The 13968-nt window shown below is 36.5% G+C and carries 11 protein-coding genes; 3 read left to right on the top strand and 8 right to left on the bottom strand.

Annotated features, from left to right (window positions below; translation table 11 throughout):
* Positions 1–41 precede the first annotated feature (41 nt).
* The 3 genes from glcD (at position 42) to AB1284_RS04750 (ending at position 4198) form a co-directional block, all read left to right on the top strand.
* On the top strand, positions 42–1454 hold the full coding sequence (gene glcD / locus AB1284_RS04760) for a glycolate oxidase subunit GlcD (RefSeq protein ID WP_429751232.1): 1413 nt from the start codon (positions 42–44) through the stop codon (positions 1452–1454).
* Positions 1451–2782, top strand: coding sequence for a (Fe-S)-binding protein (locus AB1284_RS04755; RefSeq protein ID WP_429751234.1), 1332 nt, complete (start codon positions 1451–1453; stop codon positions 2780–2782). Before glcD ends, AB1284_RS04755 begins: the two co-directional genes overlap by 4 nt.
* Before the next feature lie 594 nt (positions 2783–3376).
* Positions 3377–4198: a CAP domain-containing protein gene (locus AB1284_RS04750; protein ID WP_429754351.1), complete on the top strand. Its 822-nt coding sequence runs from the start codon at positions 3377–3379 to the stop codon at positions 4196–4198.
* 177 nt (positions 4199–4375) lie between these two features.
* On the opposite strand, the gene AB1284_RS04745 is transcribed toward AB1284_RS04750, so the two are convergent.
* The 8 genes from AB1284_RS04745 to AB1284_RS04710 all read right to left on the bottom strand — a co-directional run bounded on the left by AB1284_RS04745 (position 4376) and on the right by AB1284_RS04710 (position 13742).
* Complete coding sequence (locus tag AB1284_RS04745; RefSeq protein ID WP_429751235.1) at positions 4376–5296, bottom strand: RluA family pseudouridine synthase; 921 nt, start codon at positions 5294–5296, stop codon at positions 4376–4378.
* 165 nt (positions 5297–5461) lie between these two features.
* Positions 5462–5878 (bottom strand): histidinol dehydrogenase, encoded by a 417-nt coding sequence (locus AB1284_RS04740; protein ID WP_429751237.1) that lies wholly within the window; start codon positions 5876–5878, stop codon positions 5462–5464.
* Between the two features lie 108 nt (positions 5879–5986).
* On the bottom strand, positions 5987–8182 hold the full coding sequence (locus AB1284_RS04735) for an MMPL family transporter (RefSeq protein ID WP_429751239.1): 2196 nt from the start codon (positions 8180–8182) through the stop codon (positions 5987–5989).
* Between the two features lie 135 nt (positions 8183–8317).
* Positions 8318–9370, bottom strand: a complete 1053-nt coding sequence (locus tag AB1284_RS04730) for a polyamine ABC transporter substrate-binding protein (protein ID WP_429751241.1) — start codon at positions 9368–9370, stop codon at positions 8318–8320.
* A gap of 44 nt (positions 9371–9414) precedes the next feature.
* Positions 9415–10215 carry an ABC transporter permease gene (locus AB1284_RS04725; protein ID WP_429751243.1) on the bottom strand — a complete coding sequence of 267 codons (801 nt, stop codon included), beginning with the start codon at positions 10213–10215 and terminating at the stop codon, positions 9415–9417.
* Positions 10216–10221: 6 nt separating this feature from the next.
* On the bottom strand, positions 10222–11067 hold the full coding sequence (locus AB1284_RS04720; protein ID WP_429751245.1) for an ABC transporter permease: 846 nt from the start codon (positions 11065–11067) through the stop codon (positions 10222–10224).
* Positions 11064–12047: an ABC transporter ATP-binding protein gene (locus AB1284_RS04715; protein ID WP_429751247.1), complete on the bottom strand. Its 984-nt coding sequence runs from the start codon at positions 12045–12047 to the stop codon at positions 11064–11066. The genes AB1284_RS04720 and AB1284_RS04715 overlap by 4 nt, the downstream gene beginning before the upstream one ends.
* 327 nt (positions 12048–12374) lie before the next feature.
* Positions 12375–13742: an aldehyde dehydrogenase gene (locus tag AB1284_RS04710; RefSeq protein WP_429751249.1), complete on the bottom strand. Its 1368-nt coding sequence runs from the start codon at positions 13740–13742 to the stop codon at positions 12375–12377.
* Positions 13743–13968: the final 226 nt, after the last annotated feature.

The raw sequence follows: 13968 nt of genomic DNA, 5'->3' as shown, positions 1-13968 counted from the left end.
TTAGAAAAACTTTGCATAACAGTTTAAGGGGGATTTTCAGTATGTTAGAACAACAAATTGTTGATGCATTTATATCCATTGTTGGCAAAGAAAATGTAGATACGTCTAACATGGGACGTTTAACGTATAGTTACGATGCGACTCCAAACTTTCAGGCAATGCCAGATGCGGTTGTCGCACCTCGTAATACGCAAGAAGTAGCAGAAGTTTTAAAAGTATGCAACGAACATAAGATTCCCGTATATGTACGCGGCTCTGGAACGAACCTTTGCGCAGGAACTTGCCCGTTAGAAGGTGGAATTGTTCTTATTTTCCGCCATATGAATCGCATTTTAGAAATTGATGAAGAAAACTTAACAATTACGGTGCAAGCTGGTGTGATTACATTAGATATTATTAAAGCTGCTGAGGAAAAGGGATTATTCTATCCACCAGATCCAAGCTCGATGAAAATTTCAACAATTGGTGGAAACATTAATGAAAATTCTGGTGGTTTACGCGGTTTAAAATACGGAGTAACGCGTGATTATGTCATGGGACTTGAAACAGTTTTACCAAATGGTGATATGATTCGCACAGGTGGTAAATTAGCAAAAGATGTAGCTGGCTATGATTTAACACGTTTATTCATTGGATCTGAAGGAACACTTGGCGTTGTAACAGAAGCCATTTTAAAACTTGTCCCAATGCCGGAAACGAAAAAAACAATGCTAGCTTTATATCAAGATATTAATGAAGCTGCACGTGCTGTTTCTGCAATTATTGCAAATAAAATTATTCCAGCAACATTAGAATTTTTAGATCAACCGACAATTGAAGTCGTAGAAGAATTTGCTCAAATCGGCTTACCAACAGATGTAAAAGCAGTTCTGCTCATTGAACAAGATGGTTCTCCAGAAGTAGTAAACCGTGATATTGAAAAGATGGCAAATATTTGCCGTTCTCTTCATGCTGTTGATGTTCGCGTTGCAAAAGATGAAACAGAAGCAGATGCACTTCGCACAGCACGCCGCAGTGCGCTATCTGCATTAGCACGATTAAAACCAACAACAATTTTAGAAGATTCAACAGTGCCTCGTTCGCAAATTGCACCGATGGTAGAAGCAATTAATGAAATTGCTAAAAAGTATAACATTCCCATTTGTACATTTGGTCATGCTGGTGATGGTAATCTCCACCCTACTTGTATGACAGATGCTCGTAATGAAGAAGAAATGCACCGTGCCGAACAAGCCTTTGCGGAAATCTTTGCAAAAGCGATTGAACTTGGCGGTACCATTACAGGCGAACATGGAGTTGGTGCGATGAAAGCTCCTTATTTAGAGTTAAAGCTTGGTAAAGAAGGCATAGCGGCAATGAAAGCTATTAAGCAAGCATTTGATCCGAACAATATTATGAATCCTGGTAAAATGTTTGCAAAAGACTCTCGTAAAAGAGTGGTGGCTCAGCAATGACTACATTAAATACAAAACAAATTCAAAAAGAATTTAAAGAACGTTTAAATGAGGATGAACTGCTGAACTGTATGCGCTGCGGCTTTTGCTTACCAACATGTCCAACCTATATTCAATCTGGGTTTCAAGAATCCCACTCTCCGCGCGGGCGTATTGCGCTAATGAAAGCGGTCGTTGATGGCTTAATTGAACCAGATGAAGACATAGAAAACACGCTAAATGTTTGTCTTGGCTGTCGCGCTTGTGAACCTGTTTGTCCATCGGGCGTTAATTATGGACATTTATTAGAAGAAACACGTGATATTATAAATCAAAACAAAACATTCTCTATACCAGTCAAAGTTGTTCGTAAAATTGTCTTTGAAGGGTTATTCCCTCATCAAAATCGTATGCGGACATTAACAGGACTAATCGGATTTTATCAGCGCTCCAGTTTACAAACATTCACACATAAAACAGGGATTATGAAGTTATTTCCTGAAACATTAGCAACAATGGATCTCGTTCTTCCAAAAGTACCAAAAATGAAAGAAATGAAAAGCCGTCCTGAGTTTTTACCAGCAGAAACAGCAAAAAAAAGACGTGTTGCCTTCTTTACAGGATGTTTAATGGATACAATGTTCTTAGAAACGAATAATGCCACAATGAAACTATTGCAAATTGCAGGTTGTGATGTTGTCATTCCAAAAGAGCAAAATTGCTGCGGTGCCCTGCACGGCCATGCTGGTGAAAAGAGCGGTGCAAAAGAACTTGCGAAGAAAAACATTCAAGCATTTGAAAACTTAAAAATTGATTATATTATTACAAACGCTGGCGGCTGCGGAGCCTATTTAGTTGATTACGACTATTTATTAAAAGATGATCCAGAATGGGCAGACCGTGCAAAACAATTTGTTACGAAAATTAAAGATATTTCTGCTATATTAGTAGAATTAGATTTTCATAAACGTACCGACTTACGTCTGCCACCGCAAGTCATTACGTATCAAGATTCTTGTCATTTACGAAACGTGATGCGTACATCTTCTGAACCTCGCAAGCTTTTACAAGCGATTCAAGGCGTAACTTATAAAGAAATGAAAGATGCTGATCGTTGCTGTGGTTCAGCTGGTATTTATAATATTGTACATTCTAAGCTATCAATGGAGTTTTTAGACTACAAAATGGAGCAAGTTCATGAAACCGAAGCAACAACAATTGTAACAGCAAATCCTGGCTGTTTACTGCAAATGAAACTTGGTATTGAACGTGAAGGCCTCTCCCATAAAATGCAAGGAGTTCATATTGTAGACTTGTTACTTGAAGCAGTAACACAAAAAGAACAATAATTTTAAACGAAAAACGGGCGTACCTTTCTCTATTAAAGATACGCCCGTCTTTTTTATAGTCTACAACATTAAAAGTATGTTACTGTATCGTAAAAAAGAACGACAAAAAGATTACAATTATGTAAAAAAGCATCCATAATATTCCTCGTTAATCCTCTATAAATGCTGATGTTATCCCTTTTCTCTTCCTCTCCACCGGAAGTTATATCCAATTTCTCTTTTATTTCTTCTCATAAAAATTACTGTCTATTCCTTATAACATCTAGTATTTCGGCATTTGTTCTTTCTCTAAAATCTAGGATAAAAAAGGAAATCTCATAACCTATGAATTTTTTTCCAACTTTTTTTCGACAAAATCTATGCTACGATGAATGTGTCAGTCAAACAGGCCGACAAAAATAAAATCTGTGTGATAACAGTTTCATAAACTTTATACATAATTAGGGGGACAATTTAACAATGAAAAAACGTGTTTTACTATCTGTAGCTGCAGCGACTGCTCTTACATTTGGATTAGGAACAAATGGTGCGAAAGCAGAAACAGTGCAACCATCAGCGATTAAAGTTCAAAATATTTCGCAATCTCCATTTTTCATGCAGCATATGAATCAACAAGACTTCCAATCTTTCATAACATCTCTTTTAAACTCATATGCAAAATGGAATCCAGGTGCTTTCCAACCAAGTAACTGTGTAATTCCTGGACAACCAACTAACATAACTGTTACAACTCCTTGGGGAGATGTTGTAATTACAAATCCAGTTAATAACAATGAAGCAAATACACCTGCTGATAACAACCAAGCTAATAAGCCTGCTGATAAACCAGCTGATAACAACCAAGCAACTAAACCTGCTGATAAACCAGCTGATAAGCCTGCTAACAAACCTGCTGATAAACCAGCTGATAACAACCAAACTACTAAGCCTGCTGATAAACCAGCTGATAACAACCAAGCAACTAAACCTGCTGATAAACCAGCTGATAAGCCTGCTAACAAACCTGCTGATAAACCAGCTGAGGACTCAAAAGGTACATTAAGCGCATTTGAGCAAAAAGTTGTTGATTTAACAAATGCTGAACGTGCAAAACAAGGTTTACCAGCATTAAAAGTAGATACTGAGTTAAGCAAAATGGCTCGTATTAAATCAGAAGATATGCAAAAAAATCATTACTTCGACCATACTAGCCCAACATACGGTTCTCCGTTTGATATGATGAAACAGTTTGGTATTTCATACAGATCTGCTGGTGAAAATATTGCACAGGGACAACAAACTCCAGAAGAAGTCGTACAAGCTTGGATGAATAGTGCAGGTCACCGCGCAAATATTTTAAATAGCGGATACACACATATCGGTGTTGGCTATGTAGAAAACGGAAACTACTGGACACAAGAATTTATTTCAAAGTAAGCATAAAATGAAACTTTAATCAGTGGGGGTTCTCCCCACTGATTATTAGTTACACCAATCGGGTGCATGCCAGCAGTTTATCCCCTATCTAACTTCTTTGCTTTCTGCTGAATTTGAAGTTGAGGGATTACTGCCTGCAAATAGCAAAATAAATAGAGCCTTTTCAAAAGGCTCTATTTATTTTGTATACATATAAGAATGTAATATATGAGAAAAATCATGAGGAAGAGGTATATCTACGTCAATTTGACGCTTTGTAATCGGGTGTAACATTGTAATATGAGCAGCATGCAAGGCTTGACGAGAAAATAGCTTTGTCTTACCGCCATACAATACATCGCCAACCAGTGGATGACCGAGGTAACTCATATGAACACGTATTTGATGTGTTCTCCCCGTTTCTAATTGAACTTTAACAAGCGTTATGTTACTTTCCTTCGAATATTGCACGACCTCATAATGAGTTACAGCACGGTCACCTTTTGGGGAAACACGGCGTCTCGATGCATGATGACGATCTCGTCCAATTGGAGCATCGATTGTACCTCGCTTCTTTTGTATTTTCCCTTCAACAAGTGCCATATATGTTCTCTTAATTTTTCGTTCCATCAATAATCGATCCATAATCACACCAGCTAATGCATGCTTTGCAAAAACGACTCCGCCTGTTGTATCCTTATCTAGCCGGTGAATATGACGTACTTTTGTTTCAATTCCTTGCATTTGCAAATAAAATGCTACATAGTTTGCTAATGTTCCTGTCCCGCCTTTATTTGCAGGATGTGTATCTACTTGAATTGGTTTATTAACAATTAATACATGGTCATCTTCATATATAACTTCTATATCGTAAAACTCTGGTTCCACATCATACTCTTCTTGCATGAACATATGAACTTGCAGTTTATCTCCTTCTTGCAGCTGTTCACTCCATCGTTTTCCTTCCCCATTAACAAGAATGCTTTTTTCCATACGATAGTGATGTAATAACTTTTTCGGAACTTGCCATTCTTCTTTCAAAATAGAATCAACCGTTCGTCCCTCCCATACAGAAGGAACTGTAATTTCACACCATTCTCCCATTTTCTTTACTTTCATTCAATCACCTTATTCCTATTAATCCTCTTATTGTAACGGAAAATCGCTTCTCATGCATAGTTAAAAAGACAGTTCAACAATGAATGAACTGTCCGTTAAAGCCCGATTGGTGAGAGCTAATAATCAGTGGGGTATGAAGAAGTCCCCGCTGATTAAAGTTTCACTTTATGCATGAAGTTTTTTTATCTCCAGCAACATTTCTTCAGCTTTTCTTTCATATGATAAGTCCTTAAAAAATTCCGCTAGCCTCTTGTAATCATTATAAGCATCTAATAATTGATCTATCGTTTTATGATTACATTTTTCCGGCGATGTTTTCAATTTAACAGGGTAGCGATATTCTCCTACATCATGAATTTTATAATACTCCTCCTCTACTTGAATAACCTTCACAAGCTCATCTTCTTCTGCATCGAGTGTGTACCCATCAAACTCTCGCAAAAGTTCATAAATAATATGTGTCCATTCATCCTTTGGATAAAAACCTTTTTCTAACCGATAGCCGACAATGCGATACATATGTCCATCGTTTTCTGCAAATTGTACAGTATCATTCAATTTAAATTTAAAATAACGAAACATTGTCTTCACCCACTCTTATATGTAATCTCCTTATCTCATACTATTCACTAAAAGGGTGGGAGGCTATTCATATAAATAGCTCTCACCATATAAGATGAGAGCTATTTCTCAATGCATTTCTTTCTGTTTCTTCTTCGTAAATGGGAGCCACCAGTTCCACTCACCAAACATTTTCATTAAACTTGGTACAAGAATTAATCGAATAATTGTTGCATCAAGGAATATAGCTAGCGCAACGCCAATCCCCATTTGTTTCACTGGCAAAATATCAGTAAAAGCAAATGCACCTGTAACAACAATCATAATTAACGCAGCTGATGTAATAATTCGGCTCGTTGACACTAATCCTTCTAATGTTGCATAATCATTATCTCTTGTTTCCTCGTATAATTCATGAATACGTGAAATAAGAAATACTTCATAGTCCATACTTAATCCAAATACTAACCCGAAAATAAAGATAGGTAATACAAATAATACTGAGCTTTGTTCTAATCCAAAATGGCCTCCTTCAAAGAGCCAAATGATAATTCCAATGGTCGCACTTAAACTAAGCACATTCATCACAATTGCTTTAATCGGAATAAGTAAAGAGCGAAATGCTAGCAATAAAATTAGAAATGTTGAAGTGAAAATAACAGACATCCCAACAACAACTTTAGTTTTTATCTCATCTTCTAGTTCTTGTTGAAATGTTGTCATTCCGCCTAAATAATACGTTATCCCTTCCGTTTTATAATTTTCTTTAAAATCTCGCACCCATTGCTTTGCTTTTTCTGTTCTTGGCTTTGTATCTAAAACAATTCCAATGGTCGTCTTATTATCTTTCACATACGCATCTAATACCGGTTCTACTTGCGCACGATTTGGCGATTGCAGCATTGCTGACAGTTGTTCTGCAGACATATTGCCAAGCTGCTCATATAGACTCTTCACTTCATATACATTTTTGTCATTCTTTAACTTCTGCACAACCTTTTGCAGTGTTTGTAAATTTTCTTTTTCTGTTATTTTTCCTTTTGTCTGAACAACAAGTGTTACATCTGCATGAGTTTTCACCATTTTATTAAACGCGTCTTCATAACGTTCATAGGCAATACGCGCTTCACTTTTCTTAGGTAATGCTTCTACACCAGGGAACTGTAAATCTGCACCGCGAAGCGGCAATAAACAAATAACAATAAATGTAAATACAGCAACTGTCATCACAATCGGATACTTCATTACAAACTGTGCAAATTTACGCCACATTGGTGCTGTGCGATGAACATTTTGGTTCTTTCCTATTAAACGTTTTCCCATTAACGTTAACAATGCTGGGAGCATCGTTAACGAAAATAAAATACTCATTACTACAACAATCATCCCGCTAATTGCGACAGATTGAATATAATCAATTTTGAAAAAGAACAAACCAGATAAACCGACAAATACACATAAACCTGAAAAAATAATGGCGCGCCCTGCCGTTTGATATGTAATCATAATTGCCTCTTTGACAGAACGATGCACAAGCTCTTCCCGGAAACGATTCACAAATAAAAGAGCAAAATCAATGGATAAAGCAAGCCCAATCATCGGCGCCACGTTTAGTACAAAAATAGAAAGTTCCTTTTGTTCTCCGACAAAATATAAAATCCCCATCGTACTAATGACACTTAACGCTCCGTTTAAAATAGGCAAAATAGATGCAAACAAGCTACCAAAAGAAAGCAATAATACAAGAAAAGCAATCGGCAAACCGATCATCTCTGCTACTTTCAAATCATTTTGTGTTCTTGTATTTATTTCATCATTAATAATTGGATATCCAGTTGGAGACACCTTTACTTCCCCGTTACTTTCTTTTTGGATCTCCTTTGCAAAGGCTAATGTTTTTTCTTTCCGCTCTTTACTTGTTTTCCCGGAAAATAAAATGGTTGCATAAGCAATATCATCCTGTAACATTGCTTTATTTTCTATAGGATGATGAAAAGAATCGTATATTTCTTCTTTTTGAATTTTTTTTACAATCTCATCAATTCTTTCTGTAAATCTTTGCTGAGAAACACCTTGTTCTTTTTGAAAGACGAGCAGGAGCGTATCTTGTGACTGTTTAAAATCTTTCTCTAATATCCCTTTTGTCGTTTCATAATCGCCTTTCGTTTGAAATCCATCCCCGCCTAATACACCTGGAAGCTTCGGTGCAAATATGCCAAGTGTCACAGCTAGCAACACTAATAGAGCAATTGTTGTATAGCGAAATCGATATAAGAACGCTCCAACCTTTCCCCATGCATCTACTTTATGTACAGTTGTCTTCACCAAATATCACCTATCCCTCTTCTCCATTCTATCTCATATTCTATGTCTTAGTGTATCATATCCATTCTCTAGCTCATAAAGTAAAACTTCCATCTATAAAAAAACGCGATTTCCGCTAAGGAATCGCGTTTTTTATTACTTTTCTTTACCTGTCTTTAGTTCTGTCCAGTAACGATCATAATCTTTTAATTTCCCATCCACATCGACAAGCCATTCTGTACGATTTAACTCTTCTGGTGTTAAGAAAATCATATGATTCTCTTGATATTCTTTACTATGAAGAGAACGAGCTTTTTCATTTGGATTACTATATCCAATGGATTCATAGTTTTTCACACTAACTTTTGGATCCATTAAGTAGTTAATAAACTTCTCTGCAAGCTCTTTATGTTTTGCACCCTTTGGAATCGCTAATGTATCTGCCCAAATTGTTCCGCCTTCTTTTGGAACTACGTAATCAACATCTTTATTCTCTTTTGCAATGAATGCTGCATCTCCAGACCATACTGTACCAATCCATGCTTCTTCCGTAATGAAGTTTTGCTTAATATTATCTGTATCAAACGCTAATACATTTGGTAATAATTTTTGAATATCCGTGAAAGCTGTTTTTAATTCAGCATCATTTTGCGTACTATTTGAAAATCCATTTTTCTTAAGTCCCATACCAAGAACTTCACGAGAATCATTTAATAACGCTACGTGACCTTTATATTTTTCATTCCAAAGATCACTCCAACTTGTTGGCGTTTCTTTCACATATTTTTTATTATAAGCAATTCCTGTTACGCCCCATGTATAAACGATAGAATATTTATTTTCCGGATCAAACGGAGGCGTTTTAAAGTTCGAAACAAGATTCTCTACATTCGGAATGCTCTTTTTATCTAACGGCTCTAACAAATTCATGTTTACCATTGTTTTCACCATATAATCAGACGGTTGAATTAAATCATACTGTGCACCGCCTGCTTGTAATTTCGCAAGCATTTCTTCATTACTTGCATACTTATCATAGTTCACTTTAACGTTATATTTTTTTTCAAAGTCTTTAATAACTTGCTCATCAAAGTTATCAGCCCAGCTGTAAATATTTAATTCCTCTTTCTTTTCGCCGCATCCTGCTAACACTCCAGCAGTAATTCCAAAAGTAAGTACTGTACTTGCAGCTACTTTCATCCATTTCATTTGCATTCCCTCCCTAATTTGAGCTTAATAAATGCCCCCATCTATTATAACGGCAGATGGCCTCCTGAATTTTCTTCTCCATCCGCACCCTTATTACGGAACACTTCAGAAGCAATCATTAATCCGACAATCACAACAATCAAAATTGTAGAAAGCGCATTGATTTCTGGCGTTACACCATGTTTTACCATACTGTAAATATACAGCGGTAATGTTGTTGATCCTGGTCCTGATACGAAGAAGCTAATAACGAAATCATCAATAGATAATGTAAATGTCAATAATGCCGCTGAAATAATAGCTGGTGTGAGCCCTGGTAACGTCACATAACGAAACGTTTGCCACGGGGTCGCCCCTAAATCATTTGCCGCTTCTTCTAAGTCACGACCCATACCAGAAAATCGTGCTGATAAAATAATAACAACAAATGAAATACTAAATGTAATATGAGCAATAATAATTGTCATTTGCCCAAGTTCAATACCAAGCTGACTAAATAAAATGAGAAGTGATAATCCCATTAAAATATCTGGAATTAAAATTGGTAAATATACAAGTCCGTTAATTGCACCTTCAAAACGATATTTATAACGATGCAGAGCAAGTGCAAACAACACACCAAGCAGCGTGGAAACAATTGTCGTAACAACAGCAATTGTTAAACTGTTTACAAACGCATCCAGTACATCCTGTTTTTGAAATAAGTCTGTATACCAATGAAGTGTAAAACCTTGCCACTCCGCATTAATACGCGAGTCATTAAACGAATACACCATGAGTACCATCATTGGTAAATAAAGAAACAATAAAATCAGCCATGAATAGGTGACTAAAAACTTTTTCATATTCGTTTATTCCCCTCCGTTTCCATAGTTATATACTTTCGTAGCACGATAATATAAATAAATTAAGAGAACGGAGAATAACACAACAATGATAGATAATGCTGATCCAAACGGCCAATCACGTGCACCTAAAAACTGATTTTGAATAACGTTTCCGATTAATGCAACTTTCGAACCACCCATAATATCGGATACAACAAACATACCAATAGATGACACAAATACTAAAATCGAACCCGTCGCTATCCCTGACATCGTCATTGGAATAGTTACATGCCAAAACGCTTTAAGCGGTGTAGCTCCTAAATCATATGCAGCTTCTAATTTTCTCTTATCAAGCTGTGCAATTGCTGCATATACAGGTAAAATCATAAACGGTAATAGCGAATATACCATTCCTAAAATAACAGCTGGCGTATTATATAGTAAATTTAAAGGTTCACTAATAAAGCCTAATTTCATCAATACAGTATTGACAAGTCCTTGTGAACGTAAAATAATAATCCAAGCATACGAACGTATTAAAAAGTTAATCCAAAACGGAATCGTTGCAAGAAGCAGTAAAATAGAACGCCATTTCTGATCAACAATTGTTATCGTATAGGCAAATGGATACCCAATTAATAAGCAAAGTACTGTTGTAATAACCGCAATTTTCACTGTTTCCCATAACGTCCCCATATAGAGCGGATCAAACACACGTTTAATATTTTCTAGCGTAAAACTCATCTCAACTGTCCCATACGTCCCGCGCTGTAAAAATGCAAAAGCTAATACAAACAAGAGAGGAACTAAGAAAAAGATACACAACCAAGTAACTGTAGGTAATGCAAGTAATTTCCCTTTTTTCAATTTAAAGTCACCTCATCCGCTTGCTCCCAGCCTACAGATACATTATCGCCAATGTTCCACTGCATTTCTTTTTCTGCATTTTGATATGCCATCCATAGTTCTGCCGTCTTCTCATCGCGAATATATAATTTCTCCATATTTCCAACAAATTCAATATCTTCAATATGACCAAGGTGGTATCCAGGAAGAGCTTGTTCTTCCACTGAACGTACTTTCACATTTTCCGGACGCACTGCTGCATAGGTTTCCCCCGTGCGAATAATATTATTTTCTCCAATAAACGTCGCAACGAACAACGTTTTTGGCTTGTGATAAATTTCTTTTGGTGTTCCGATTTGTTCAATGTGACCTTTGTTCATAACCACGATGCGATCGCTCATACTCATCGCTTCTTCTTGATCATGCGTCACATAAATGAACGTAATACCAAGATTACGTTGTAAGTTTTTCAATTCACGTTGTAAATCTTTTCTAAGCTTAAAGTCTAGCGCTCCTAATGGCTCATCTAATAACAACACACGAGGATTATTTACAATTGCACGCGCTATCGCCACACGCTGCTGTTGTCCACCAGAAAGTTTAGCTGGCTTACGATTACGGAATTCTGTTAATTGTGTTAAACGCATCGCTTCCTCAGCACGCTCTTGTTGTTCTGCTTCAGCAATCTTTTGCATCTTCAGTCCAAAACGAATATTTTTCTCAACGGTCATATGCGGGAATAAGGCATAATGCTGGAATACTAAATTCATATGGCGTTTATAAGGAGGCAAATCGTTAATCTTTTCTTCATCAAGTGCAATCGTACCTTTTGTTGGTGTCTCAAAACCAGCAATCATACGAAGTAACGTTGTTTTCCCACAACCACTCGGACCAAGAATTGTTACAAACTCCCCTTCTTTAATATCTAAAGAAAGCGGCGGGATAATAACTTGATCTCCAAAATGTTTTTCTACTGCTTCGACCTTAATAATATTTTTCATTTCCTCATCCTATCTATCTTATATTTTTTTGTATTCATAACGAATTATTACTTTTATATACAGCCAAACAAAAATCACGTTTTATATCACACTAACAGGCAGTAAGGGCCAGAATAATTACGAATGTTTCACTTTATGTAGTATGTTTGATTCATTTTTACCGCGCTATTCACTCATCCCAAAATTTCAAGGAATCAAAAAAATAGATGGGGAGAACTCCCTATCGATAAAAATTTCACTTTATATAATACACACTTTGAATAGAAAAACCCCTTCAATTACGAAGGGGGTTTATCATACAGCTACGCTAATAGATAAATACCATCACTATTTTAACAATTTTCGAATGAATTTTAAAGCACTTTTTGTAGAAGAATAGCGGATTTTCATGTCAAACACTGTCGATTGAGATAAAACACTTTTATAGTGCGAAAAGGTTTGAAAGCTATACTCTCCGTGGTAACTACCCAATCCGCTTGAACCAACACCACCAAATGGTAAATATGGAGTCGCTAAATGATACACAACATCATTAATACAGCCGCCTCCATAAGAAATGGATTGCGTCACTTGCTTTTGTACATCTCGGTTCTCTGCAAAAACATATAATGCTAACGGCTTCGGATGACGTTGAACAGTTGCAATAACATCGTCTATATGTTCATATTCTAACAGTGGTAAGATTGGCCCAAAAATCTCATCTTCCATTACCGTGTGCTTCCATGTCACACCTGTAAGCACTGTAGGTTCAATAAGTAGTTTATCTTTATCATAATTACCGCCTATTACAGCTTTCCCATCTTCCAAAAATGAACACAATCTTTCAAAATGACGCTGACTCACAATACGAACATATTTTTCATTTTGCAAAGGCCGCTCTCCATATTGTTCACGCACAGCCTTTCTCATTTCTTCTATAAACTGTTCTTTCACAGAGGAATGAACATATACATAATCAGGTGCAACACATGTTTGTCCTGCATTTAAAAATTTCCCCCATACAAGCCGCCGCGCTGTAACTTCAAGCTTTGCATCTTTATGTACGATACAAGGGCTTTTACCACCAAGTTCAAGTGTAAGAGGTGTTAATTGCTTTGCAGCTGCCTCCATAACAATTTTCCCAACCCCGACACTCCCGGTAAAGAAAATATAATCAAACGGCTCCTTTAATAAAGCTGTACTCGTTTCAACATCACCCTCTACCACAGCGACAAGCTCTAATGGGAATAATTCCGTTAACATTTTCGCAATAAGCTTAGAGACATTCGGCGTTAGCTCTGAAGGTTTTAATACAACTGTGTTTCCAGCTGCAAGTGCTCCGACTAAAGGTGCAAGCGCAAGTTGAAATGGATAATTCCATGGGGCAATCACTAATGTTACACCATATGGCTCAGGAATAATTTTTCCCTTTGATCCAATATGAGTCATTGCTGTTTTAACTCGCCTTGGTTTACTCCATTTAGAAAGATTCTTTATCATAAAAGAAATTTCTTTTAATGTGTACCCAATCTCTGTTGTATACGATTCATGCTCTGATTTATTTAAATCAAGCTTTAACGCTTGAAAAATTTCAGACTCATAGCGCTGAATACCTGCATATAGCGATTGTAACTGTTTCTTTCTCTCATCGATTGCCCTTGTTTTCCCGCTATAAAAGTACGTTTTTTGTCGTTCTATAATCGATGTAATCTCCATAAATATTCACCTCTCTATTTCATCATACTCTATAATATCTTCTTGTTTCTTCCTATTAAAAATATAAATTCTATGAGTAATTTTTTCATCTTTGACTAACGAAAAGGTCGCACCAATCAAGCACATACTAGTAGTTATCCCCACCAAGATTTCTAAGGAAAGGAATGATAAAGTAAAACTTCCATCAGTGGGGGTTCTTCATCCTCCACTGATGGAAAGCTCTCAC

Origin of the sequence: Bacillus sp. S2(2024), assembly GCF_050474045.1 — a bacterium.
In the GTDB taxonomy this organism is placed as follows: domain Bacteria; phylum Bacillota; class Bacilli; order Bacillales; family Bacillaceae_G; genus Bacillus_A; species Bacillus_A yunxiaonensis.
The sequence above is the reverse complement of the archived record's forward strand: the minus strand, read 5'-3'. Positions and strand labels throughout refer to the sequence as shown.

Bases quoted from the DNA above. Each gene is read 5' to 3' on its own strand.
- glcD (WP_429751232.1), top strand. From the start codon at position 42: ATGTTAGAACAACAAATTGTTGATGCATTTATATCCATTGTTGGCAAA.
- AB1284_RS04755 (WP_429751234.1), top strand. From the start codon at position 1,451: ATGACTACATTAAATACAAAACAAATTCAAAAAGAATTTAAAGAACGT.
- AB1284_RS04750 (WP_429754351.1), top strand. From the start codon at position 3,377: ATGCAGCATATGAATCAACAAGACTTCCAATCTTTCATAACATCTCTT.
- AB1284_RS04745 (WP_429751235.1), bottom strand. From the start codon at position 5,296: ATGAAAGTAAAGAAAATGGGAGAATGGTGTGAAATTACAGTTCCTTCT.
- AB1284_RS04740 (WP_429751237.1), bottom strand. From the start codon at position 5,878: ATGTTTCGTTATTTTAAATTTAAATTGAATGATACTGTACAATTTGCA.
- AB1284_RS04730 (WP_429751241.1), bottom strand. From the start codon at position 9,370: ATGAAATGGATGAAAGTAGCTGCAAGTACAGTACTTACTTTTGGAATT.
- AB1284_RS04725 (WP_429751243.1), bottom strand. From the start codon at position 10,215: ATGAAAAAGTTTTTAGTCACCTATTCATGGCTGATTTTATTGTTTCTT.
- AB1284_RS04715 (WP_429751247.1), bottom strand. From the start codon at position 12,047: ATGAAAAATATTATTAAGGTCGAAGCAGTAGAAAAACATTTTGGAGAT.
- AB1284_RS04710 (WP_429751249.1), bottom strand. From the start codon at position 13,742: ATGGAGATTACATCGATTATAGAACGACAAAAAACGTACTTTTATAGC.